Annotated in this window: 24 protein-coding genes; 8 read left to right on the top strand and 16 right to left on the bottom strand. The window is 62.6% G+C overall.

Annotated elements, in window-relative coordinates; all coding sequences use genetic code 11:
• Positions 1-21: 21 nt before the first annotated feature.
• Together AOQ71_RS02635 and AOQ71_RS02630 are read left to right on the top strand one after the other, a co-directional pair.
• On the top strand, positions 22-1287 hold the full coding sequence (locus tag AOQ71_RS02635) for a hypothetical protein (RefSeq protein ID WP_157083344.1): 1266 nt from the start codon (positions 22-24) through the stop codon (positions 1285-1287).
• A gap of 290 nt (positions 1288-1577) precedes the next feature.
• The gene (locus AOQ71_RS02630; RefSeq protein WP_157083343.1) at positions 1578-2264 is read left to right on the top strand and encodes a hypothetical protein; all 687 of its coding nucleotides are present in this window, start codon (positions 1578-1580) and stop codon (positions 2262-2264) included.
• A gap of 432 nt (positions 2265-2696) precedes the next feature.
• On the opposite strand, the gene AOQ71_RS02620 is transcribed toward AOQ71_RS02630, so the two are convergent.
• The 4 genes from AOQ71_RS02620 to AOQ71_RS02605 form a co-directional block, all read right to left on the bottom strand.
• Positions 2697-3917 (bottom strand): tyrosine-type recombinase/integrase, encoded by a 1221-nt coding sequence (locus AOQ71_RS02620; RefSeq protein WP_057741322.1) that lies wholly within the window; start codon positions 3915-3917, stop codon positions 2697-2699.
• A 285-nt stretch (positions 3918-4202) separates the two neighbouring features.
• A complete protein-coding gene (locus AOQ71_RS02615; RefSeq protein WP_162268304.1) occupies positions 4203-5282 on the bottom strand; it encodes a C45 family autoproteolytic acyltransferase/hydrolase in 1080 nt (359 codons plus the stop codon).
• A 107-nt stretch (positions 5283-5389) separates the two neighbouring features.
• Entirely contained in the window at positions 5390-6217 is an 828-nt protein-coding gene (locus AOQ71_RS02610; RefSeq protein ID WP_157083342.1) for a hypothetical protein, read from the bottom strand.
• Between the two features lie 258 nt (positions 6218-6475).
• Positions 6476-6823 carry a hypothetical protein gene (locus AOQ71_RS02605; protein ID WP_057741313.1) on the bottom strand — a complete coding sequence of 116 codons (348 nt, stop codon included), beginning with the start codon at positions 6821-6823 and terminating at the stop codon, positions 6476-6478.
• A 233-nt stretch (positions 6824-7056) separates the two neighbouring features.
• On the opposite strand from AOQ71_RS02605, the gene tenA reads away from it, so the two are divergent.
• Positions 7057-7731: a thiaminase II gene (gene tenA, locus AOQ71_RS02600; RefSeq protein WP_057741913.1), complete on the top strand. Its 675-nt coding sequence runs from the start codon at positions 7057-7059 to the stop codon at positions 7729-7731.
• A 25-nt stretch (positions 7732-7756) separates the two neighbouring features.
• On the opposite strand, the gene AOQ71_RS02595 is transcribed toward tenA, so the two are convergent.
• The gene (locus AOQ71_RS02595; RefSeq protein ID WP_057741310.1) at positions 7757-8701 is read right to left on the bottom strand and encodes an AEC family transporter; all 945 of its coding nucleotides are present in this window, start codon (positions 8699-8701) and stop codon (positions 7757-7759) included.
• Positions 8702-9112: 411 nt separating this feature from the next.
• On the opposite strand from AOQ71_RS02595, the gene AOQ71_RS02590 reads away from it, so the two are divergent.
• Together AOQ71_RS02590 and AOQ71_RS02585 are read left to right on the top strand one after the other, a co-directional pair.
• Entirely contained in the window at positions 9113-9433 is a 321-nt protein-coding gene (locus AOQ71_RS02590; RefSeq protein WP_057741307.1) for a hypothetical protein, read from the top strand.
• Positions 9434-9823: 390 nt separating this feature from the next.
• The gene (locus AOQ71_RS02585; protein WP_027575286.1) at positions 9824-10501 is read left to right on the top strand and encodes a ParA family protein; all 678 of its coding nucleotides are present in this window, start codon (positions 9824-9826) and stop codon (positions 10499-10501) included.
• Between the two features lie 75 nt (positions 10502-10576).
• On the opposite strand, the gene AOQ71_RS44690 is transcribed toward AOQ71_RS02585, so the two are convergent.
• From AOQ71_RS44690 to trxB, 5 genes are all read right to left on the bottom strand, one after another.
• Positions 10577-10744, bottom strand: a complete 168-nt coding sequence (locus AOQ71_RS44690) for a hypothetical protein (RefSeq protein ID WP_157083341.1) — start codon at positions 10742-10744, stop codon at positions 10577-10579.
• 132 nt (positions 10745-10876) lie between these two features.
• Entirely contained in the window at positions 10877-11023 is a 147-nt protein-coding gene (locus AOQ71_RS46185) for a hypothetical protein (protein ID WP_167353956.1), read from the bottom strand.
• Between the two features lie 152 nt (positions 11024-11175).
• Positions 11176-12084 carry a 4-hydroxy-tetrahydrodipicolinate synthase family protein gene (locus tag AOQ71_RS02580; protein ID WP_057741304.1) on the bottom strand — a complete coding sequence of 303 codons (909 nt, stop codon included), beginning with the start codon at positions 12082-12084 and terminating at the stop codon, positions 11176-11178.
• 446 nt (positions 12085-12530) lie between these two features.
• Positions 12531-13454 (bottom strand): LysR family transcriptional regulator, encoded by a 924-nt coding sequence (locus tag AOQ71_RS02575; RefSeq protein WP_057741302.1) that lies wholly within the window; start codon positions 13452-13454, stop codon positions 12531-12533.
• A gap of 5 nt (positions 13455-13459) precedes the next feature.
• Positions 13460-14425, bottom strand: a complete 966-nt coding sequence (gene trxB, locus AOQ71_RS02570) for a thioredoxin-disulfide reductase (RefSeq protein WP_057741300.1) — start codon at positions 14423-14425, stop codon at positions 13460-13462.
• A 266-nt stretch (positions 14426-14691) separates the two neighbouring features.
• Between trxB and AOQ71_RS02565 the strand changes: the two genes are divergently transcribed.
• Positions 14692-15171, top strand: a complete 480-nt coding sequence (locus AOQ71_RS02565; RefSeq protein WP_057741909.1) for an Lrp/AsnC family transcriptional regulator — start codon at positions 14692-14694, stop codon at positions 15169-15171.
• A gap of 11 nt (positions 15172-15182) precedes the next feature.
• Here the strand turns inward: AOQ71_RS02565 and AOQ71_RS02560 are convergent, their stop codons facing one another.
• The 4 genes from AOQ71_RS02560 to AOQ71_RS02545 form a co-directional block, all read right to left on the bottom strand.
• The gene (locus tag AOQ71_RS02560; RefSeq protein ID WP_057741906.1) at positions 15183-15578 is read right to left on the bottom strand and encodes a DoxX family protein; all 396 of its coding nucleotides are present in this window, start codon (positions 15576-15578) and stop codon (positions 15183-15185) included.
• A 152-nt stretch (positions 15579-15730) separates the two neighbouring features.
• Positions 15731-16204, bottom strand: a complete 474-nt coding sequence (gene greA, locus AOQ71_RS02555; RefSeq protein ID WP_018318257.1) for a transcription elongation factor GreA — start codon at positions 16202-16204, stop codon at positions 15731-15733.
• A gap of 223 nt (positions 16205-16427) precedes the next feature.
• A complete protein-coding gene (carB, locus tag AOQ71_RS02550; RefSeq protein WP_057741296.1) occupies positions 16428-19892 on the bottom strand; it encodes a carbamoyl-phosphate synthase large subunit in 3465 nt (1154 codons plus the stop codon).
• Positions 19893-20034: 142 nt separating this feature from the next.
• Positions 20035-21204, bottom strand: coding sequence for an MFS transporter (locus AOQ71_RS02545; protein ID WP_057741294.1), 1170 nt, complete (start codon positions 21202-21204; stop codon positions 20035-20037).
• Between the two features lie 113 nt (positions 21205-21317).
• Here AOQ71_RS02545 and AOQ71_RS02540 point away from each other — a divergent pair, with 113 nt between their 5' ends.
• Positions 21318-21689 (top strand): ArsR/SmtB family transcription factor, encoded by a 372-nt coding sequence (locus AOQ71_RS02540; RefSeq protein WP_057741903.1) that lies wholly within the window; start codon positions 21318-21320, stop codon positions 21687-21689.
• A 243-nt stretch (positions 21690-21932) separates the two neighbouring features.
• Here AOQ71_RS02540 and AOQ71_RS02535 read toward each other — a convergent pair whose 3' ends face one another.
• Complete coding sequence (locus tag AOQ71_RS02535) at positions 21933-22634, bottom strand: class I SAM-dependent methyltransferase (protein ID WP_057741291.1); 702 nt, start codon at positions 22632-22634, stop codon at positions 21933-21935.
• Between the two features lie 104 nt (positions 22635-22738).
• On the opposite strand from AOQ71_RS02535, the gene AOQ71_RS02530 reads away from it, so the two are divergent.
• Positions 22739-23263 (top strand): Dps family protein, encoded by a 525-nt coding sequence (locus AOQ71_RS02530; RefSeq protein ID WP_057741289.1) that lies wholly within the window; start codon positions 22739-22741, stop codon positions 23261-23263.
• A 204-nt stretch (positions 23264-23467) separates the two neighbouring features.
• On the opposite strand, the gene AOQ71_RS42395 is transcribed toward AOQ71_RS02530, so the two are convergent.
• Positions 23468-24461: transposase (locus AOQ71_RS42395; protein WP_083513880.1), on the bottom strand; the 994-nt coding region annotated here is incomplete at its 5' end.

Raw genomic sequence — 24461 nt, 5'->3', positions numbered from 1 at the left:
TGGAGTGGAGTGGATTTGGGAATGAGCGTAGTAGCGGTCCGGCCTCATTGGAGTGAGTGGGTAAGTTGGCTTTTCTGCGCGGCACGATTTGCCTGCCTGCTGGGGATGTTTGCGACGTCTGGAAATTCCGTCGCCGCCAACGGTTTGCTATCAGCTCGGATTGTGGCGAGCTTTGATTTCCGCGGAAAAGTGCGCTTTTGCTACGACCATGATCCCGCAATTATCCATTTTGAGTACGATAAAGAAAAGAATCTTACGGACATCAGATCGCGGTCGATCAATGGGGATGTGCGGACAATCTTTCAGTTTACGGGCACGGGAGATGAACGTTCGTTATCGTGCTCTCAGGATGGCTCCACAATAGCGGCCTTGGATGGTGACAGGCAGAGGTTGTTCGTTCTCCGTGACGCTCAGGCCTCTATCTACAGGTTTGGCGTTCCTCTCGTTTACTCTGTGATTGGCAAGTATTCGCTGCTCTCGCCTGATGGTTCAACAATTGGCGTGCCAGGAGTGCCGGTACATGTATCGGGACCTGATGTGCTTAGCCGGATGCGGCTCTTTCCTCCCGATAAAAGCAAAGATGTCTTCTTCGAAGATGGGGAGGCTTATGTCGATGAGGCCGGCTCCATCGATGTCTATTCTTACAGCGATGGGTGGAAGAAGAAGCGCTCGATGAGAAAGCCTGGTGAATATTTTTACGTGAGAGAAGTCGCTCGGTGTGGCAGTCGCACCGTGATATCGCTCTCGGATGACAAAAGAAGTCGCTTCGGGACTCTCGACGAGAATTTGAGCGGTCGCGCCGATTGGCTGGCGCGTATTGGTGTCAGGAATCTTCTCGCGACCTTCAGCGACGTGGTTTCCATTGATGGCGGATATGGACGGTGCGTGTTTCCCCTCTTGCGGAAGCATGATGTGCGAGGGGTTTTACAAGAGATCGTATCTTTCGGCGACGACGGCGTCCGTAGGTTCAAAATCGAAGGCGCGCCGCTAGCTATGTCCGATGACGAAATTAGGCTCAGCAAGGATGGATGTTACGCGCTGTTTGGAGCGTTTAAGCGCATTCCAGAGGTTCCTCAATTCACTATGCCCCAACAGGCAGTCGTGTTGAGGTTCGATGTGCCCGATTGCAAGCAACAGAGAACTTTCGGAGATCTATCGATGTCATATAATTATCCGGGATTCACGGTTGCCTCCCCGCTTCCCTGCGCCGTGGTCAAAGTCAAGTACCGGATCTCATGCCGGGGCGGACTACGCTGCGAGACTCGATGGTCGTCCATCATTATCTGAGTGCGTGGCGGAGGTGGTTTAGGCGTTAAGCCGGTCAAAGACGCGATTTCGAGTCACTGCCGTTGAAGTTGGAAGGAGCGCTCGATGTCCATTGGGCGTACGATAGGATTTCGTCGATGTTGTCGTCATGTATGTTGAGGTCGAGCGATTGCTCGTGTGTCGCTGGCGAGGCAAAGGGCTTTCGAGCCATTGTTGCAGCGCCTTTGTCGCCTTGGCATCTAGACCGAATCTGGTTGATGTGCGCTGGACTTGCGATAGGGCTGTTGCTGCTCTGTGCGCCAGCGGTTGCAATGCAAAAGACAATTGAGTGGGTCGACGATTTGCTTTGTCGAAACCAAGCGGCCTTCAATCCAAAAAGATATGACGAAACTCGGCTGCGGAACACAGCTGAGCTGGTCTTTGTCAGACATATCTTGGAGTTTCCGATTCCGCGGACCTATGCTCCGTCGGGCTTGCCTGACGTTGATGCGTACAAAATGGAATGTTCGCAGCGTGCTGATTGGCTCGCTCAAATGCCTCTTGTAGCGTTACCTGGGATTGAGTCCTATCGATCTCTTAAGCTTGGACAATTGAGCGAGTGGTGCGACTTTCATGTGTTGCTGGCACGCGCCATGGGTGATGACGTAGCTGCTTTACGTGCGTTTACCCCGTCGGCTGCTCACTGCTCTCAATACGTGGATGCTCTCGAAGGAAAGACCGACATAAAGCAGGTTTGGCGCCACTTAGTCGCTTCTCAATGTGAGACCAACTCAAAGCCAAAAGTCTGTCTTGCCGAATATCTTTCTGTTGAAGGACGGCCCGACGAAGCGAAGCGGATCAAGGCTGACGTGCTCTCCTACGGTTGGCAGAATTGTTCTACCCGTTATCTCGAGACCGGTAACGCGATCAGCAAAGTAGCTGCGTCTATGGAGGCCAGACTCAAGCTCGAGTTTGGTCAGCGCTTTCGAGTGACGCGAGCGCGGTCTTGCGCGGACTGATGGGCTTGAACGTGGCGAGTGCTTGGCAACTGGAGAATGCTGTGACCGTGTGTGCTGTGATCGCTGCGACGTAATACGAACTTGACAACCGTTGCTCTGATCTTCGTCGCTGATGTCGATGAAAGGAAACAAAATGGCTTCTAGAGATCCTATCATCCAAGAAATTATCGATATGATCGAGCCGCCGGAGTTGGACAAGAACGGAAAACTCAGAAGTGCGGACAGCCGCACCGAAACGGTTTCGGATTTCAACGGCAACAATTCGTTGCACGGTCTGGCGATGTGGCGGAGCCCCGCCTACCATGTGTCCCCTACTGTTCTCAAAAGTGGCTTTCGGGCTGTAGCGGTCTCTAACCCCCGCCTCTTGCAGGCTAGCTCCATGAAATAGGAGTCAGTGAGGGACTCCAATAGGAGAAAGGCCGGAGCCCGCCATCACGCTGCAACCTTTCCTGGCTTTTGAGCTGGCAGGGCCTCAACGCGCAGTGCCCAGCGTTCGAGAGCCTCGCGCATCTCGGCTGCGTACCGGGCGCGGTTATATACACCGGCAACGCCAGCCCGGTGGCCGCTGACGTGGTTTAAGATCGCTTCCACGATGTGTGGCAATACGCCAAGCCGGTCGGCCATCATGGTGGACGCCGATCTCCGAAGATCGTGAACTGTCCAATGGGGAAGAGGCTCGCCCAAGGCTTCCGCGATCCGTGCGTCAAGCGCCGTCTTCGATTTGGACCAGCCTGAGAAACCACGATGCGAGTCACCGCTGCGTCGAGGTCCGTCACCAAAAAGAAAGTCTCGGCCGTTTCGGCGGTGCGGGAGTAGGGCTAAGGCTGCGGGAACCAATGGTAGCGAGTGCTCGCGACGGTTCTTGGTCCGGCCGCTTGGCAGCGTCCAAAGCCCCGAAACGGTGTCAAGTTCGGCCCATTGGATGCTGCCCACCTCATCACGGCGTTGGGCTGTGAGCAGTAACAGACGCACAATGCGTCCGTAATCGTCATCGCCGCTAGCCCGCCAAATGGCTGATAGCTCCGCCTCCGTGAGGACCCGTTCGCGGCTTCCCGGCTGCGCCGGTCGATTGGTGCCGAGAACCGGGTTCGCGGGAATGTCGAGGCCCTCCCGTATTGCCCAGTTGAACATTGAGGACAGCGCTGTACGGGCGCGGGCTGCCGAGACCGCTCCATGAACTGATGCGATGTCAGCGATACGAGCCGACACATGACGGCGGCTGATCTGGAAAACCGAGACCGGATGCAGGGGTTTCCAACTGACCAGCAAGTAGCGCTCGACTTCCGAATAGCTCCGGGGCTTCAGCCTTTGTTTGGCGTTCCGAAGATATTGATCCGTGATGACCCGGAGTGTGTCGGCTGCCTGCAGGCGCGTCTTGGCCTTCTCGTCCGCCGGGTCTTTGCCATTGGCAACCAGGCCCAAAAGCCGTTTGGCTTCCTTGCGTGCAAGCTCGGGCGTCCAAGGGGCGCCGTGAGGACCTATCGTGACGAAGCGCTGCCGACCGAACACTCGGTACTTGAGGACGTAGGTCGCTTGGTCGCGCTGACGCCGAACGCCAAAGCCCCGCACCGCTTCGCGGTGGTCTGCATCCCAAAGAGTTTCGCCCGGCTTGAGCGCTCGCACTGCGCGGATCGTTATACTCGAAACGGCCATCGATCGCCTCTGTAGCTACCACGTAGCTACCACCGTAGCGCAAATTGCAGCGCAGGTAAGGCAAGGCACGGCAGGCTTATTTGCTGATAATACTACAATTTTCGTACGAGAGGCGGGAATAGCGTAGCCCCGGCGGAGCCCTTGCTGTGTCTGTGGAACAGGAGGTCGGTGGTTCGAGCCCACCCAACTGTACCAGCGCTGCATCTCCGGAAAGCCATTGAGCTGAAGCCTGGATATCCGGGGTGATCTCCTCGCTCCGCCTAGGAACGCCCCATCACACAACTCCTAGCTCACCCTCCTCCTGGTGCGCCGAACCAACGGCTGCCCCAAATTGAGCTGCCCCTTCAGCTGCCCGATCGCCAGATCCTCCCCGCTCACCCACCGCCCGAAATCAACATCCAGCATATCCTCCTCGAGCGCGGCGGCATCGCCGCCGATGCCGATGAGGAGCCGTTGCTTGCCCGGCTCGGCGACGATTGTGTGCAACGTTTGGCAGTTGCCGTAATTGTGGAAGGCCGGCGAGGCCGAGAGGTTCAGCGCGCTAAAAGTTTGTTCGGCGCTGAGGGCGCGCGCGGCCCAGCCTTCGAGCGGCGGGAGCCGGTCGATCGAGTGCGCCGCGCGGCGGTTCAGGGCTCGCAGTTGCGTCGATTGGAAATGATTGGTGCAGGCGAGCCAGTCGCCGAGGCGTACCGCCACCGCGCCGGCCCCGGCTTCGACCACCGCCGCCACCCGGCCGGCATCGAGCAGCGAATAATTGTAACTCATGGCGTGCGGCGTACGGCGCAGAAAGGCGATCGCCTCCGCCGTCGTCGCGCAGCTGTCGAGCACCCGCCTGATCAATAGCGTGCTAGTGAGGCCCGGCGATCGCGGCCGCGCCTTTACGAGATGCAGCCCGATCGACAGGCCGTGCTCGTTCATGCCGTCGAGGCGTCCCGTCAGCTGGTGGCTGGCGCCGATGCTGGCGTAGCTGCCGTGCACCTGGATCAACGCGAAGCGCGCCTCATAGCCGCGCGGCCAGAAATCATAGTTGCGGCCGTAGACGCCGCCGCTCATGACGGCCGAGCAGCCGCCGGTCGGCATCCGCAAGCCATCATTGCCGAAACAAGCGACCGCGCGCTCCATCGGGATGTCGAGCCCTTCGGCGATCCCACCGATCTCCTCCCACAGCGCAGGCGCGTAGGTCCTGAACGCGCGCTCCTCGGTGCGGACATTGAACCACCAGGGCAGACGAACATTCTTGCGGCGGAGAAACGCCTTGCCCCGAAGCGTCGCCGCAAAGGCAGCGGCCTGAGCCCGACCGACCTCGTAAGGCGTGCCGCGGCATTGCACGAAGCCGACGCGAAGCATCTTGGGAGCGGACGCCATGGTGAGGCCTGAGGAGAGTCGCGCCCAGACCATCCCATAGGCAAAAGCTAGGAGGCAATAACTCTCTTATTTGTTTATTTGTTGGCACCGAACACCGGAGGATCTCATCACTCGCTCATCACCGAGATCTCCCCAGTATCCAAACCGATCCGCACCGAGGTGCCGGCTGGTCGCATTTCTCGAGCGACCGCGAATGGTTCGGCAAGCTGTGAGACGACGGTCCCGTCCCGCACTTCGAAGCTCCCGCTGTTCAAGGGCACGCCGCGAAGGACGATGGTCTGGCGGTGTCCCGAGCGGATGCGCACCAGCCGGCCGTCACCGGCAACCTCCAGCGTGACTCCGACTGGGGCCATCGTGTCCAGCATCGGGATATAGGCTTCGCTCGCCGAGAGCAGAAAGCTCCAGGGTTCGGTGTCGTTGCCGCGCTCGACCGTCGTCTGGGCCGGCAGCTTCAGCCCGAGCAGCTCGTGCGGCGCACCGAGCGTGAAGCGGTGGAGCGTACCGGCCTTGTCGAACAGAACGCCGCCGAAGCGGTCGTTCGCGTAGGGTCCACCTTTGCATGGCAACCCATCGATGATTTGATAGCCGTGGAGATCGCCACCCCAATGCGTGACGTCATTGCCCTGTCTCTTCCAGGGCTTGAGCGTTCCCGCGAGCCGCATGCCGAGGATCTCAGTCACGTGCGGCAGCTCGATCAAGACGACGATGGAGTGCGCCTTGTCGGCGAACTGGATTTTGCTGCCGGCCGGCAAAGGCAAACCAGCGATGGTCTCGGCGATCTCGAGAGTGCGCCAGTATTTGGTTGCGTCGTAGCTCTGGTAAAGATAGAGGGCGCCAGCCGCTGGAAATGGCAATGTCAGAAAGGCGGCGCAAGCGATCAATACAAAGCGCAGTCCGCCCAACCAGGGCGAGCCATACCAGGCGGCAAATGCCAACGCGAACGCCAACGGTAGGATCACGAACCAATTGGTGATGACGGCATATCCGAACAGAAGCGGCCATGGCAGGCGCAAGATCGGTCTCCTTCGGTTCAGCCATCGACCGAGCGCAAGATAACGGGGGGTGCCATCAGCAACGCGCGTATGCAGCCATTTTGTCGACGACAGATCAGTCCCGGTTCAAGGGTGATTGGCGGATCGAGAACCCTAAACTCCCGATCCTCCCGAGCACGCGCAAACACCGGCTAGACCGATTTATGCGCGTTCGCCATGATCGGCAGCGATCCGCACGAGCTCCACCTCGAGCCTCAAGCCCGGCGCTTGTTTCGCAAACCCCGTGCACAACGTCGACGAGCCATCCACCGACCGCCCCGACACCACGATGTCGATCTCATCCAGTCCGAACACACCGGGCGGCCCCGGTTCAACGCGTCGGGCGGAAAGACTGGCTTTGAAGTGCTCGCCCTGCTGCGTCCAGTATCCTGCATAGGCAAACGTGGAATCGCCGCCGGCGAGTGTCCCGTCAGCGCCGAACTCGACGACGCCAGCGCCTTCGCCGACCGGCGTCTTGAACCAAACGGAATATTTGCCCGGGATGATCACTCTAGCCCACCACATCGACCGGTCTTCCGGCCGAGTTGAGCCAGACCAAAATGGCTATCGCGTGGCGCGCGCAGGTCCTGCTGCGCATACAACCTCAAACTCTCGACGCAGAGCGCGCCCATCCGCAACGCTTCTCAAAGCCAGTTTTCCCCACGGTCACCGTAGCTCCTCGCCACGCAATGCGCTATCGCTAGCGAGCCAAAGACTTCATGGCGAGCCAGGCGGGAAACATCGTGAGTTTCTTCGAGCGTCTCAAGACAGCAGCATCCGCCGAGTGGCGGGCCTACACCGAGCATCCCTTCACGAGCGGATTGGCGGACGGCTCGCTCCCTGAAGCGGCGTTCCGCCACTACCTCGTTCAGGATTATCTGTTCCTCATCGAGTTTGCCCGCGCCTACGCGCTCGCGGTCTACAAGTCGCCCAGGCTTGCCGACATGCGTGAAGCAGCGGCCGGCCTGTCGGCCATCCTCGATGTTGAGATGAACCTGCATGTGAAGCTCTGTGCCAATTGGGGTCTGTCCCCTGATGACCTTGAACAGGCCCCTCCGGCGGCCGAGATGCTGGCCTATACACGCTACGTGCTCGATGCGGGAATGCGCGGCGATCTCTTGGCGCTCAAGGTGGCGCTTGCGCCCTGCGTGATCGGCTACGCGGAGATCGCAACGCGGCTCGCCTCGCTCCCCCTCGCGGACGCTGTGACCAACGCCTACCGCGTCTGGATCGCCGAGTACGCAGGCCTGCCGTACCAGGAGGTCGCGGCCAAGGCGCGGGCGCATCTGGAGCATCTTGCCGATCTCTACGCCACGCCGGCCCGCGAGGCCGAGCTGATCGCGATCTTCAAGGAAGCCACCCGGCTCGAGGCCGACTTCTGGGAGATGGCCTGGCGCGCGGGCCAGCCTGCTGAATAGCGGTTTCGGCCATCGTCAGGCACCGCTATCTCACCCCCGCCACCACCATCACCACCACCGGCAGCGTCATTGCGGCCAGCAGCGTGCACAGCGCCACCGCGCCCGAGACCGGGTTCACCATGCGCTGATACTGAACCGCGAAGATGTAGGCATTGGCGCCTGTCGGCATCGCCGCGAACAGCACGACGACGCCTGTCACGACAGGCGGCAGGTTCAAGAGCTTGGCCAGCGCGAAGGCCACCGCCGGCATCGCCAGCAGCTTGAGTGCGCTGATCGCGGCGACTGATGTCATCTCGCCTTTCACCTCGAAGCGGAACAGGGTGATGCCGAGCGCGATCAGCGCGGCCGGCGATCCCGCCTGCGCCAGCAGCTCGATGGTCTTGTCGACGACGGGCGCAAGGCCAAGGCCGGTGAAGCGCCAGATCACGCCGAAGCCGATCCCCAGCATCAGCGGGTTCTTGGCGAGGTCTGCGAGGATGGGCCAGATCACCGAGAGCACCGAGCCGGTGCGCTTGCGGCTGACCAGCTCCATCTGCAGGATGCCGCAGAGCCAGAGCAGCGGCGTGTTCACCGACAGGATCAGCGACATCGGGCCGGCCGCCTCGTTGCCGAGCGCGGAGAGCACCAGGGGAATCCCCAACATGACGATGTTGCCGTAGACCGAGCCGATCGCGAACACGACGCCGTCCTCATGGTCCTCGCGCCGCTGCCGGATCAGCGCCGAGATCAGCAGCGCCGCGATCCAGGTGATGGCGAGCGCGCCGTAATAGGCGCCCCACATGCGCCACGGGCTGACGTCGGGGAATTCCGACACGATGATGGTGCGGAACAGCAGCGCGGGGATCGCGATGCTGAAGGCGAATTCGGAGATGCCCTTGTGCGCGCCCTCGGAGACGAAGCGAAACAGCACCGCCGCATAGCCGGCCGCGATCAGCGCAAACACCGGCGCGACGATCAACATGGTGGCCATGCGGTCCTCCCCTCACGGGGATTTCGGCCGACCACCCCACGCGCCTCTCGATGCTGCCATCATGCCGGTGTTTTGCCCGACAAGTCAAAGGAAAATTCGTAAAATCCGTAAGTGGCGGGAATCCGCGAAGCGGCCCAGGGCCATGGCTACTGTGCATGGGGTTGTTTTCGAGGTTTGGGGATGGACCACCACACCCGCCGCTGTCATCCCCGCGCAGGCGGGGGATCCAGTGCGCAATTGCGCGCAAGGCCGGGCGATGACGGCAGTGGCAGCGGCCGCCGCTGTTGCCGGGAGCGCACAGGTCGCCGTTTTCGCCTCGGCCCTCGTTGCCAACCAACGCCCGTTCACCCACACTCCCGTCCTGTTCGACATTTGGGGGGATCGATGCCGGTATCTCGCGTCACGACGTCCATGGCTGCTAGGTTCTTGGCTGCTGCGACCTTTGGGGTTGCCCTCGCCGTTCTGCTCCAGCCGGGCGCTGGCTTTGCCTACACGCCCGAGCAGCAGCAGGCCTGCACGCCGGATGCGATGCGGCTGTGCGGCGAGTTCGTGCCCAACGTCGATGCCATCACCGCCTGCATGATCCAGAAGAAGGCGCAGCTGTCGCCGCCATGCGCGGTGTTCTTCCGCCGCGGGCCGGAGCCGGTTGCCGGTCAGCCCACCAGGATCGCGCCGAAGACCGCCAGGAAGGCCAGGCCGAAGGCGAAGAAGAAAAAGACCGACGAGAGCTAGGCGGGTTCGCGAAACCCCCTCATGTCCCGCGCGCCATCGTGACGCGAAGGGCGACACCAGCCCGCGACAGCCACCGGACTCGTTTTGTTCGCGCGAGGTCAGCGCGCCGGCTTGCAGCCATCGCGCTTCGCTCTGCTGAAAAAAAGCATCGCGAGAATTTGCGCGGCAAGGTTGTCCCGCGGATCTTTCCGCGCGAGTGCTGATTTGGAATTGCCGGCGTGGTCTGCAGTTCATGATGGTTGATGTCATCAGCCGCGCAAGGCAGTGTGACTCAAAAGCCAACATGTCTTGTTATTTCATGGCGCCGGCACGACAGTCGATAAATTTTTCTTTCCCGAATCAGCGCGGTGATTCATTTTCTCGGCCTGGGGTCAATCTGGAGGCCAGAGGATGAATGTAATTGTTTTCGCATCGCGCAAAGGCGGCTCGGGCAAGAGTACCCTGGCTGCACATCTCGCTGCGCAGATCAAGGCGAGCAAGCAGGTGATGCTGGTGGATGCGGACCCGCAGGGTTCGCTGACGCTGTGGCACAAGCTGCGGGGCACCAACGAGCCGCCGATCAAGGCGGCCGTGAATTCGGTCAGCGGCATCGTCTCCGCGGCCAAGCGCGACGGTTACGAGTGGGTGTTGATCGACACGCCGCCGAACCTGTCGGCCGTGGTCGATGATGCGATCCGCAACGCGACGATGGTGATCATTCCGGCGCGGCCCGGCGTGTTCGACGTCAACGCGGTGCAGGAAACCATCCAGATGTGCCGCGCGGCGCGCAAGCCCTACGCAGTCGTGCTCAACGGCGCGCCGGCGCGCCGCGACGAAGCCGAAAGCCCGATCGTCACCATCGCCCGCGAGGCGCTGGCCAAGTTCCGCGCTCCTGTTTGGGGCGGTCAGATCACCAATCGTTCGGATTTGTTGATGGCACTCAGCCACGGCGAAGGCGCGCGTGAGTATCAGGCCGAAAGCCGTGCGGCCCAGGAAATTGCAAGACTGTGGGCGGCGATCGAGCGTTCAGTAAAAGCTATTCGCGGCACGGCGTCGGCATCCGGCGCAATGCACAAACAGGCGGCATAATTCATCAATCATTTCCCCGGACGACAAACGCGCGGCATCCCGCGCGTTTTGCGTTTTCAAGGGCTGATGGTGACGTTACGCCACCATCAGCATGTAGAACACGATCACCGGCGACAACGTCAGGATCACCGACCAGACGCCGGCGGCCCAGAGAATGTCTCCGGTGGAAAAGCCCTGCTGCTCGCTGTCGTCGAAGCTTGGCGTGGCGCCGTAATGCGGCACCATATCGTTCTGATTGTTCAAGATCGCCCCCGCGATTTCTTCGCTTATGGGGAGAACGATACGCGGGATGTTTTAAAATTCCGGCTCAGCGCCACGCTCGCATTTTGAGCGCATTTGCCACCACGGATTAACCATCGCCGCGGCCTTGCGTCATCAGGCGAGCCAGAGCCGGAATAGCAGCACCGGCATCAGGCCGAGCATCACGGCCCAGAAGCCGAACGACGACACCACCAAAATTCCCCGCAAAAGATCGGCAGGCGCGAATATTTCCGCCGCAGTCGGGCGAACGCGTTGCCTCATGGTCCTTCCCCCTTTTGAAAGACGTTGCCGGGGGACGATAGGCGCCATTGCGTAAACGAGACGTGGATGCGCCATGCGGCAGCTGCGAAGCCCGTTGGTGCCGGGTTAACCAAGGCGCCTCTCCCCGCACGCGGGGAGAGGCGAGCGAGGAGTTACGCCGCAACCTTCATCCGCCGCTCGATCTCGCGGTCGAGCGTGGCGGCGAGCTCGCTGCTGACCTCCACCATCGGCAGGCGCACCTCGGGGCTGTCGATCAGGCCCGTCCGCCACAGCCAGTACTTCGCCGGCGCCGGGCTCGGTTCGGTGAACAACAGCCGCGTCAGCTCGGCAACCTCTTGCCAGCGCGCCTCTGCCGCGTCGGCATTGCCTTGCTTCAGCTCGCTATAGACTGCCGCGAACGTCGCGGTCTCGAGATGGGCGGACAGCAGGATGCCGCCGTCAGCACCGTCGCTGAGCGCCTCGAGATAATTGGCATCCTCGCCGGTGAGCACGCGGAAATCCTTCGGCCGGTCGCGCAGCAGCGCGACCGACTGCTCGCGGCTCGCGCTGCAATCCTTCAAGCCCACGATGTTGGGATGCTCGGCGAGCCGCAGCATGGTCTGGTTGGTGATCCCGACCGCGCAGCGATAGGGGATGTTGTAGAGCGCGAGCGGCCAGGCGGCGTGATCGGCCAGCGCCTCGAAATGCGCAACGATCCCGCGCTGCGACGGCCGCACGTAATAGGGGCTCGCGATCAGATAGAAGTCGATCGGCCAGTCCGCGGTCTCGTCCAGCCGCTCCTTCATCCGCGAGGTGTCCGCGCCGGACAGCCCGAGGCCGATCGGAACGTTGCGGCATCCCGCCGCCATCTCGTCGCGGACGATGGCAACGAGGCGTTCGAGCTCGGCCTCGCGCAACGTCATGCCTTCGCCCGAGGTCGCCCCCAGGATGAAGCCGTCGATGGCTTGCGCGGCGTAGTGCCGCGTCAGTCGCCGCAGCGAGTTCTGGTCGAGACGACCGTTCCGAAACGGCGTCACCAGCGGCAGCCACAGCCCATCCATGTGGGTTCGCAAATCAGTCATGTTCCTATCTCCTTCTCGGTGATGGACCTGAGACGGAGGGCACATGAAAAAACCCCGTCCAGGCGGCGGGGTTTTCGGGATTTGGCAGCGATGACGAAGTCGGTTAGCGCGCGCAAAATTCCGAGGTCCCCGGATGGGGGCCTTTTTTCGAAACGATTGCGCACGACTTCGTGATCATTGGGAAATGATGCGGGCTATGCCCAAAACTGTCAATACACGCGGAGGGCGAATGCCTGATTGGGCAGAAAAAAAGCCGGACCCGAGGGCCCGGCTTAGGTATTGGCCACGTGAGGCCGACACAATCACCTTCCAAGAGGGATTACTGAACTCCCGCGCCACTGGAGGAGGGGGACAAATGCGCAACGCGAAGGCTCAGCGTGCAAACATTATGGGCTTCTCCAGCGCCATGCAGCAACAGCCGAGGTCGCATGTCAGACATGCGGAAATCAGGACGGCCAGCGCTGCGCCTTGCTCACCACGAAGTCGCGGAACACCTGCACGCGCGCGACCGTCTTCAGCTCTTCCGGATAGACGAAATAGGTGTCGAGCTGGATCGAATCCGATTCGCCGAACAGTTGTACGAGGCGGCTCTGGTCTTCGACAAGATAGTCGGGCAGCGCGGCGATGCCGAGGCCCTGCTGGCACGCGCGCACCAGGCCGAGAATGTTGTTGACCTTGAAATAGGCCTCGCGCGGACCCGAGCCGTTGCGCGCAGCTTCGACCAGCCAGTTGCGGTTCTGCAGATGCGGCGCGAAGTTGCCGTCGGACAGCGTGATGATGCGGTGGGAGTCGAGCTCCTCCAGCGTGCGCGGCGTGCCGAAACGCTTGATGTATTCCGGCGAGCAATAGGCGTGGAAGCCCATCGCGAACAGCTTGCGCTGGATGAGGTCCGGCTGGGTCGGCTTGCGGGTGCGGATCGCAACGTCGGCCTCGCGCATGGACAGATCCAGTTCCTCGTCGGTGACGATCAGCGAGATCCGGATCTCCGGATAGAGCGCGGTGAATTCGCCGAGCCGCGGGATCAACCAATTGATGCCGACGCCGGGCGTGGTGGTGATCTTGAGATCGCCGCTCGGCCGTTCGCGGCTGTCGGTCAGTTTGGCGCGCGCCGCCTGCAGCTGCATGAACACGTCATGCGCGGTGCGGAACAACAGGTCGCCCTGCTCGGTGAGGATCAGGCCGCGGGCATGGCGGTGGAACAGCGAGACCGAGAGCTCCTGTTCCAGCGCCGAAACCTGGCGCGAGACCGCTGATTGCGACAGGCCGAGCTGCTCTCCCGCATGCGTGAAGCTGCCCGCTTCTGCCGCCGCGTGAAACACCTTCAGCTTGTCCCAGTCCATATCCGTGAATCCGTCGCGTGTTCGGGGCATGATCGTTATTCCGCTGCCGCGCGCTCGCTGGCGCGCAGGGCCAAGAAACGTTCGGCCTCGAGCGCTGCCATGCAGCCGAGGCCTGCGGCCGTGACGGCCTGGCGATAGGTTTCGTCGGCGACGTCACCCGCGGCGAACAAGCCGGGCACGGACGTCGCGGTTGAGTTCGGGGCGACCTCGACATAGCCCGACGGTTTCAGCTTGACCTTGTCTTTCACCAGCTCGGTTGCCGGGGCGTGGCCGATGGCGATGAAGACGCCGTCGGTTTTCACATCCGTCAGCGCGCCGGTCTTGACGTTCTTGAGGCGGACATGGGTGACCTTGTTCGGGTTCTCGGTGCCGCAGATCTCGTCGACCGCACAGTCCCAGATCACCTTGATCTTTGGGTGCTTGAACAGGCGCTCCTGCAGGATGCGCTCGGCGCGGAAATGATCGCGGCGATGCACGATGGTGACCTGCGAGGCGTGGTTGGTCAGGTACAGCGCTTCCTCGACCGCGGTATTGCCGCCGCCGACCACCACGACCTCCTTGTTGCGGTAGAAGAAGCCGTCGCAGGTGGCGCAGGCCGAGACGCCGCCACCCTGGAATTTCGCTTCAGAGGGCAGCCCGAGCCAGCGCGCCTGCGCGCCGGTGGCGAGGATCACGGTGTCGGCGAGATAGACATCGCCGGAGTCGCAGGTGAGGCGGAATGGCCGCTGCGAGGTGTCGAGCTTGATCACCAGGTCGGTCACGATCCTGGTGCCGACATGCACTGCCTGCTTTTCCATCTGTTCCATCAGCCAGGGGCCCTGGATCACGTCGGCGAAGCCCGGATAGTTCTCGACGTCGGTGGTGATGGTGAGCTGGCCGCCGGCCTGCATACCCTGGATCAAGATCGGCTCGAGCATCGCGCGCGCGGCGTAGATCGCGGCGGTGTAGCCGGCGGGGCCGGAGCCAATGATGATGACCTTTGCATGAACAGGAGCGGACATTTCGATGGACGCCTTTCACGGGGGATTTGCAGCGCGGGCGCGGAACGTGCCGGGAGGCCTCGCGGAGGCGCTGAAATATCAGAGCTAATCTAAGCGTTCTGGTGAGCTATGCAAGAATTGCATTCCCTCTCGGCGGATTTTTCCAACAAGGAACAAAAGTCGATTGCGCTGCACGCGCAATAAAATTGCTCATTTGGTGCAGACTGGCTATGAGGATTGCGACAGACCCACCGAATACCGCCGATCAGGCCAGGAGTTCCAATCACGTGTCGCGGAACCTAGACGAGATCGACCTCAAGATTCTGTCCGAGATCCAGGCCGACGGTCGAATCACCAATGTCGAGCTCGCCAAACGGGTCGGTATTTCGCCTCCACCCTGCCTGCGCCGGGTCCGAGCACTGGAGGAGGAAGGCTACATCCACGGCTACCGCGGGCTGCTGGACGCGCGAAAGCTCGGTTTCGACGTCACGGTGTTCGCCGCCGTGCACCTCTCCAGCCAGGCGGAGGCGGATCTGCGCGCCTTCGAGGAGTTCGTCCGCGCCGAGCCCTTGGTGCGGGAATGCTGGATGCTGTCCGGCGAGGTCGATTTCATCCTCAAATGTGTCGCCCCTGACATGGCGACCTTCCAGGACTTTGTGACGCACCTGACCGCGGCGCCGCACGTGCGCAACGTGCGCACCTCGCTGGTGCTGCACAATTCGAAATACGAGGCGGCGGTGCCGCTCGACGTGAAGGGAAGAAGGTAGAAACGAAGCGTTTATCGCCGCAGCGCATCCACGCTGATCGGACCGCTTCCAGCGGCCGCGAGGAACAGGCACGCGAAGCACAGCACGATCGCCAGCGCGCCGTCGTTGACGACGGGAAAGAAGCTGTGCGGCATGTGCTCGATGAAATAGGCGAAGGCCATCTCACCGGACAGGATGAAGGCCGCCAGCCGCGTGAACAGGCCAATCATCAAGAGACCGCCAAGCACGAATTCGAGCATGCCGGCGATGCCCCAGAGCGACCACGGCGTCACGTCGGCAAACATTTCCACCGGTGGAAACTTGAACAGCTTGGCTACGCCATAGTGAAAGAACACTAGCCCGGTGATGAAGCGAAAGAGGCTGAGCAGATAGGGCTGGCTTTGCGCAGCGATGCGATCGACGTCCATCTTGTCCTCCCGTGCTAGAACGGCAGCGCCGAGCATGACGGAGGACGGTGCGGTTCACAATCGCGCCCTGGACAGATTGCGAACTGGACAGATTGCGAAACAGAAAAGCCGCGCGACCCGCGCGGCCTTTCAGGCACTCTTTGTCGAGTGGATTACCGCCACTCCACCTTGGTGATTTCGTAGGCCTTGGCGCCGCCGGGGGCGTTGACCTCGACGGTCGAGCCTTTCTTCTTGCCGATCAGCGCGCGCGCCAGCGGCGAGGTGATGGAGATACGGCCTTTCTTGGCGTCGGCCTCGACCTCGCCGACGATCTGCCACACCGTCTTCTTCTCGGTGTCCTCGTCGACCAGCGTCACGGTTGCACCGAACTTGATGGTGTCGCCGGAGAGCTTGGAAATGTCGATGATGTCGGCCCGCGCGAGCTTGTCCTCGAGTTCGGCGATGCGGCCCTCATTATGCGACTGCTCTTCCTTCGCGGCATGGTATTCCGCGTTTTCGGAGAGGTCGCCGTGGGAGCGCGCTTCCGCGATATGCTCGATGATGCGCGGACGGTCCTCGGACTGGCGCTTCTTCAATTCTTCCCCGAGCGCGGCAAAGCCGCTCGCAGTCATCGGAACCTTTTCCATCTTTTCTCTCGTCTCCAGTCGCGCGCCCACCGAAAACGGAGGGTGCGGCAACCCTGATTCGTCAGTGCTTTCCAGATCCGAGCACACGGCCACCGGAACGTTAAGTGGGCTGGCGCCGGAACAAAACGACCACGTGGCCGGACGGTTCCTCCGGCCATTATGGCTTGATTGCCAATCACTTAGCGCAAGGCTTAACCCTCAGGGCCGGGCCTTTCGCCAACGATCAGGTTTCCGAAAAGTAGCTCTGCAGGGTCCGAACCTCAAGGTCCCCGCCCAGATAGGCGCGGATGCCCTGCGCGGCCGCCACGGCCCCGGAAAGAGTGGTGTAATATGGCACTTTATGCAAGAGGGCCGCGCGCCGCAGCGAGCGGCTGTCGGCGAGCGCCTGCGGGCCTTCGGTGGTGTTGAGAACGAGCTGGACATCGCCATTGGTGATGGCGTCGACGATATGCGGCCGCCCCTCCAGCACCTTGTTCACCTTCTCCGCCGGGATGCCCTGATCGGTCAGGAAGCGCGCCGTCCCTGATGTCGCCAGCACCTTGAAGCCAAGCGAATGCAGCTGGCGCACGGCTTCGGCGATACGAACCTTGTCGCTCTCGCGTACCGAGACGAACACCGTGCCCTTGCGCGGTACTCTTGTGCCGCCGCCAAGCTGGCTCTTGGCAAAGGCAACCGCGAAAGAGCGATCGATGCCCATGACCTCGCCGGTCGAGCGCATCTCCGGACCCAGCACCGTGTCGACGCCGGGGAAGCGGGCGAATGGAAACACCGATTCCTTCACGCCGACATGCCTGAAATCTGCCTTCTTCAGCTTGAAGTCGGCGAGCTTCTCGCCGGCCATGATGCGCGCGGCGATCTTGGCGACCGGCGTGCCGATCACCTTGGCGACGAAAGGCACCGTGCGCGAGGCGCGCGGATTGACTTCGAGCACGTAGATCTCGCCGTCCTTGATGGCATATTGCACGTTCATCAGGCCGACGACGTCGAGGCCGAGCGCGAGCTCGCGGGTCTGCCGCTCCAGCTCCGCGATCATCTTCGCGTCGAGCGAGTGCGGCGGCAGCGAGCAAGCGCTATCGCCGGAATGGATGCCGGCTTCCTCGATGTGCTCCATGATGCCGACGATGAACGTGTCCTTGCCGTCGCTGAGGCAGTCGACGTCGATCTCGGTGGCGTCGGACAAATAGCGGTCGAACAGCAGCGGGTTCTTGCCGAGAACGGTGTTGATCTGCCCGGTCTTGTCGTTCGGATAGCGCGCCTTGACGTCGGCGGGCACCAGCTCCGGCAGCGTGCCGAGCAGATAGTCGTTGAGCTGGTTCTCCTCGCGGATGATCTGCATCGCGCGGCCACCGAGCACGTAGGACGGGCGCACCACCAGCGGCAGGCCGAGATCGGCGGAGACCAGGCGAGCCTGCTCGACCGAATAGGCGATGCCGTTCTTCGGCTGCTTGAGGCGGAGCTTGTCGAGCACCCGCTTGAAGCGGTCGCGGTCTTCGGCGAGGTCGATGGCGTCGGGCGAGGTGCCGAGGATCGGCACTTCGGCGGCTTCCAGCGCGCGGGCAAGTTTCAGCGGGGTCTGGCCGCCGAACTGGACGATCACGCCGTGCAACGTGCCGTTGCTGCGCTCCTTGGCGATGATCTCCAGCACGTCCTCGGCGGTGAGCGGCTCGAAATAAAGCCGGTCCGCGGTGTCATAGTCGGTCGACACCGTTTCCGGGTTGCAGTTGACCATGATGGATTCATAGCCGGCGTCATGCAGCGCGAAGCAGGCATGGCAGCAGCAATAATCGAACTCGATGCCCTGGCCGATGCGGTTCGGGCCGCCGCCGAGGATGATGACCTTCTTCTTGTCCGACGGCGTGCTCTCGTCGGCGGCGCTGCCGGCAAACGGCGCCTCGTAGGTCGAGTACATATAGGCGGTGGGCGAGGCGAATTCGGCCGCGCAGGTGTCGATGCGCTTGTAGACCGGACGGACGCCCAGCGCGTGGCGCCTGGCGGTGACGTCGGCTTCGGTCGTCTGGGCGAGCACCGCAAGGCGCGCATCCGAGAAGCCCATGGCCTTGAGCGTGCGCATGCCGAAGGCATTGCTTGGCAGGCCGTGCCTCCTGACCTTCTCCTCCATGTCGACGATGCCGCGCATCTCGCCGAGGAACCACGGATCGATCTTGCAGGAGTTGAAGATATCCTCGTTCGACCAGCCGAGCCGCATGGCCTGCGCGACCTGGAGCAGGCGGTTCGGCGTCGGCGTGCCGAGCGCTGCGCGGATGGCGTTCTTGTCGTCGTCCTGGCCGAGGCCTTCGATCTCGATCTCGTCGAGGCCGGTGAGGCCGGTCTCGAGCCCGCGCAGCGCCTTCTGCAGGCTCTCCTGGAAGGTGCGGCCGATCGCCATGACCTCGCCGACCGACTTCATCGAGGTCGTCAGCGTCGAGGAGGCGCCGGGGAATTTCTCGAAGGCGAAACGCGGGATCTTGGTCACCACGTAGTCGATCGTCGGCTCGAACGAGGCCGGCGTCGCGCCGCCGGTGATGTCGTTGGCGATCTCGTCGAGCGTGTAGCCAACGGCGAGCTTGGCCGCGACCTTGGCGATCGGGAAGCCTGTCGCCTTCGAGGCCAGCGCAGAGGAGCGCGACACGCGCGGATTCATCTCGATCACGACCATGCGGCCGTCTTCCGGATTGACGCCGAACTGCACGTTGGAGCCGCCGGTCTCGACACCGATCTCGCGCAGCACCGCCAGCGAGGCGTCGCGCATGATCTGATATTCCTTGTCCGTCAGCGTCAGCGCAGGCGCCACCGTGATGGAGTCGCCGGTGTGCACGCCCATCGGATCGAAATTCTCGATCGAGCAGACGATGATGCAATTGTCCTTCTTGTCGCGCACCACCTCCATCTCGAACTCTTTCCAGCCGAGAACGGATTCCTCGATCAGGACTTCGTTGGTGGGTGACGCATCAAGACCGCGCTCGATGATGTCGAGGAACTCTTCCTTGTTGTAGGCGATGCCGCCGCCGGTGCCGCCCATGGTGAAGGAGGGGCGGATGATCGCGGGCAGGCCGATCTCGGACAGTGCCATCATGGCCTGGCCGAAGGCATATTCCTGGTAGCGCTTGCGGCGATCGCTCTCGCCGAGCGTCCACTGCCGGTCGAGCTCCTCGAGGGCCGCGCCCGACAGCTTCTCACGTTCGGCATGGTACTTGTCGCGGAACGCCTTCTTCAGCTCGGAGGCGTTGGCGAGGCGCGATTTCGGCGTCTCCAGCCCGATCTTGGTCATGGCCTCGCGAAAGAGCTGGCGATCCTCTGCCTTGTCGATCGCGTCGGCGGTCGCGCCGATCATCTCGACGTCGAATTTCTCCAGCGTGCCCTGCCGGCGCAGCGACAGCGCGCAGTTCAGCGCGGTCTGGCCGCCCATGGTCGGCAGCAGCGCAAAGCCGCCGGGAGCGACATGGCGTTCCTTCTCGATGATCTTGGCGACGATCTCGGGCGTGATCGGTTCGATGTAGGTGGCATCGGCCAATTCCGGGTCGGTCATGATCGTGGCCGGATTGGAATTGATGAGGACGATGCGATAGCCCTCTTCCTTCAGCGTCTTCACCGCTTGCGTGCCCGAATAGTCGAACTCGCAGGCCTGGCCGATCACGATGGGACCGGCGCCGATGATCAGGATGGTCGAGATGTCGGTTCGTTTAGGCATCACCGCTCGCGGGCTGGATTTTGGGCACAAAAAAAGGGCGCGCTTGCCGCGCGTCCCCTAAGCCGAGAGCGCGGGGGTCTCCCTCGCGCGCGGGTGGGTCTTAGACCAGTTTTCGGGGCGGCGAAACCCCGAAAAACGCCCATCAACCAGCAATTTTGACCGGTTTCGGCCGGGCCTGCCAGCCGCGGGCGAGGTGCACCAGAAGTGAGGCCGCAACGCTCGTTCCGCCGATCCAGCCGAGATCATCGGGCGCGAGGGTGGCCAGCACGGCGCCGCCCAAGGCACCACCGATGGCGAAGCCGAGATACATCGCGGAGGCATTGAGTGAGAGTGCAATCATCGAGGCCTGCGGATCGATCCGGATGATGCTGGCGATCTGGGCCGGATAGAACGCCCAGCCCGACAGGCCCCAGAGGAAGATCGCGCCGAGCACCGCGTAATGCGCCTGTCCGGCCAGCAGCTTCAGGACCAGCGAATGCAGAATCAGCGCGCTCGCCATGCCGGCAAGCCCGAGCGCGGCGGTGGTCATCGTGCCCAGCCGGTCAGCAAGGATGCCTCCGAGCATGTTCCCGATCGCGGCAGCGCCACCGAACACCAGCAGGGCAAGGCTGATTTGCGAGGCATCGAAGCCGAGGCCGCGCAGCGGCACCGCGAAATAGGTGAACACGGTGAAGCCGCCCAGCGCCCATAAAATGGTGATGGCGAGTGCAATCACGACATTGCTGTGGCGCGCCACCGCCAGCCGTTCGCTGAGCGAAGGGGTGTTGCGCGGCAGGCCGCGGGGCAGGCCGAGCAGCAGGCCGGCCAGCGCGACCGCGCTGATGATGGCGACCATGGCAAACGTCGCGCGCCAGCCGAGCAGGCTGCCAATGAGGTTACCCAGGGGCACGCCGATGACGGTCGCGACCGTGAGGCCCGAGGTCACCAGCGCAACCGCGCGGCCACGCCGTTCGGGCGAGGCGACCGCCACCGACACCGCCAGCGCTGTCGGCATGCACAGCCCGGAGCCCAGGGCCATCAGCATGCGCGAGGCCAGCAGCAGCGCGTAGTTGGAGGCCCCGATCGCCGCGAGGTTGCCGGCGATGAACGTCGACAGCGCCAGCGCCAGCACCGTGCGGCGGTCAATGTTGTTCAGCGCCACCGCCAGGATCGGCGAGCCGACCGCGTAGGTGAGGGCGTAGGCGGTGACCAATTGGCCGGCGGCCGAGACCGAAATCGACAGGTCGCCGGCGATTGCCGGCAAAAGCCCAGCAATGACAAAGGCTTCGGTACCGATCGCAAAGGCCCCCAGGGCCAGCCAGACCACGCTCATTGCTCGAATTCCTATGTTCAATGTTTATTGAACTATCGAATCAGTCGATTTGGGAGTCAATTGGTTCAAGAACTATTGAACATTGCGCCCGCCTCGCTATGATTCCTCACATCATGAGCCGCACCCCTCCTCATCCCACGCGAGAGCAGATCGAGCTGCCGCTGGTCCTGGATTGTCTGAGCGATCCGATCCGATTGGCGATCGTGTATCAGCTCGCACAGCAGGAACGTGTCAGCAGCGAGCTCTGCTGCGGCGACTTCAACGGTCTCGCTGGCAAGTCGAACCTCACCTATCACTTCGCAAAGCTGCGCGATTGCGGGCTGATGCAGACCCGCGTGGCAGGCACGAACCGCTTCATGCGGCTGCGCCGCGAGGATCTCGAGGCGCGCTTTCCGGGCCTGCTCGATGCCGTGCTCCAGTCGGCGGCCAAAGACGCGGACAGGCTTCAGCTCGTTGCGGAGTGCGATGTGGTTGAGGCGAAGTGAGTTGCGGATAAAGTCCGTCTTCGCTTGCGCTGCGCTTCAGCTACGCCGGACACGCTTCGCCCCTGCGGGCCTTGCGTGGCTGCGCCACGCATAGCCCCGCAGGGGCGAAGCGTGGAGACCCGGCCTGGATTTGAACCAGGATGAAGAGCGATGCACCGCTCTCGCGTAGACGCTTCCGCCACCGGGCCGCGGCGATCATTGCCCGATCGGGCTGCGACAAGCCACCTCAGGTGGTGGTTATGCTTAACGCACCAGCGGCGGCCGGGCGATGAAGGTCATGCGCCAGCGGTTGTGGCCGATATTGGTGTTGGCACGCTGGCTGGCGAAACCCGCCGCCTTCAGCTTGGCGGTGATCTCGTCCTCACTGTAGCGCTGCAATCCGATGCGCGTGCGCAAATGACGGTAGTCCGATAGCGCGGTGCTGATGAGCCCGATCAGCGCATCTTTCAGAAAGCCGTGACGCAGCCCGAAGGACAGCAGTGCCGCCACGTCCCTGAGCATGCCGACATGCGGCTGAAGGATATCGCCCAGCACCAGCTTGCCTGATGGCTTCAGGATCCGCCTTATATTGAGCAGCGCGGCATCGAGCTCCTCGGATGTCATATATTGCGCGACCGAGTTCATCACGACGAGGTCGATGGATTGGTCCGGCATCTTGCGCACGTCGTCGAGGGAGCGGACGCGGATCTTGGTGTCGGGCGCAAACCGGGCGATCAGGCGGCCGCGCACACCGGGCGCGGGCTCGGCCAGGATCAGCTGGCCGCAGGCGGTCGCCACCTGGCTCGCCGAGAGCGCCTCGCCACAGGCATAGTCGAGCACGATCGCGTCAGGCGAGGTGATGTAGCCGATGATGTCCCGCGCGATGATCTGGAAGTGCAAATCGCGATGCAATTTGCTGACATAGATCGTATGCGTCGAGTCGTAATAGTCGATCCAATCGTCCATGAGATCCCGCCCAGTGGTTCCTGTCCAGGAACCGCGCTGCCCGCCTTGCGTTAGGGGTGCGACGGCGCGCCGTCAATGTCCGCGTCCTAACAGGAAGGTTTCCCGTGAGCAAAGCCCCCAGCAAGGTCTCGCCCGATCTCGATACCCCCACCGATCTGCAGCCCCAGGCGGTCAACAAGGTCTCCGAGGCGCTCAACGTGCTTCTGGCCGACGCGTTCGCGCTGTATCTCAAGACCAAGAATTTCCACTGGCACATCAGCGGCCGGCATTTCCGCGACTATCACCTGCTGCTCGACGAGCAGTCCGAGCAGATCTTCGCCACCACCGACCAGCTCGCCGAGCGGGTCCGCAAGATCGGCGGCACCACGCTGAAGTCGATCGGCCAGGTTGCCAAGCTCCAGACCATCAAGGACAACAACGAGGACTACGTCCCGCCGCGCGAGATGCTGCGCGAGCTGATGCAGGACAACAAGCATGTCGCCGCCAGCATGCGCAAGGCGCACGAGGTCTGCGACGACGCCGGCGACGTCGCCAGCGCCAGCATCTTGGAGGTCTTCATCGACGAGACCGAGCGACGAACGTGGTTCCTGTTCGAGGCAACACGGCAGGAAGGCGCGAACGAAGCGTAAGCCAGCTCGTAGGACCTCCTACCCTTCGTCAAGGGTGGGAGTCCCTGACAGATAACCATAGCACCGTGCTCGACGCTATCCAGGACGCTTCGCGCCGGCTTTGCCGGTGCCTATGGCATCCTGGACAGCGTCTGCGCGCGGCGCTCTTGCGTTCGGCAGGTCGGGACGAAGGAACGGTCGCATGCGGCCGAACAAAGGAACGGCTCAGCCTGCTGCCGAGATCTTCGCGCTGTTGTGGTCTGCGTCGTAGGGCGTCTGGTGCTTGAGCGTCGCGCACAAGGCAAAGAGCAGGCGATCTCCCACACCACGCAGCGCACGCGCATGGCCGTGTCCGCGCTGCCGCAAAGCATCATAGCGTCGCCGGGCTGCGGCGTCGTATTGAAGCGCGCCGCGCGACCAGTGATGAACGGCGCTTTGCAGCCGCCTGTTGCAGGCCAGGCGGCGGATCACGAAGCGTTGCTTGCCGCTTTGCCGCGTCACCGGTGCGACCCCTGCCAAGGCGCGCAAGGCGTGGTAGTCTCGTCTGCGCAGAGGCTCGGTGGCCTCGACGAGCAGTGTGGCAAGAACGATCCTGCCGATTCCCGGCCAGGAGCGAAGGATCGCCACGTCACACTGCTCGGGATTCTGCCCCGCGGGGCTCTCCTGTTCTTCGAGCTTGGCGCACAGGCGGTCCAGGCTGTGCTGCGCTTCCTTGATTTGCTGATTGACCAGGCGCAGACGGGCCGCGAGGCTGCGGATATGCACGCACGCAGCCTCCGTCGTGCCCGGTGCCACGAGCAGGGGTGTCTCGCGCAAAGTCTTGAGCACCGTCGCCGCATCGAGGCGGCGGATACGATAGGCGCTGAGGATGCGCGCGATCGCCTTGTCGCTGGCCTTGGCCGCGCTGTCCGGCGTCGGCACCTTTTGCCAAAGTGCCAGGAACCAGTCGTCGGCGACATCGTCGGTCAGCTTGGCCGCTTGGGGATAGTACCGCCACAACTGCTGACGCAGGCGATTGGCAAGCCGCGTGCGCTCCTGCTGCAGCTCCTCCGCCATGCGCGACCACTCGCGCAGCTCGATCACCACCGGATTGTCGGCCGCAAGCTGGCGGAAGGCCGCACAGTCCGTACGCAATGAGCTTCCGAGCACATGAGCGTCGCGGCGATCATCCTTGGCACCGGCCACCGTGAAGCGATCCCGGAAGCGGTCGAGTTGCTTG

Source organism: Bradyrhizobium manausense, from assembly GCF_001440035.1.
Taxonomy (GTDB): domain Bacteria; phylum Pseudomonadota; class Alphaproteobacteria; order Rhizobiales; family Xanthobacteraceae; genus Bradyrhizobium; species Bradyrhizobium manausense.
This window is presented reverse-complemented; position numbering and strand designations above follow the sequence as displayed.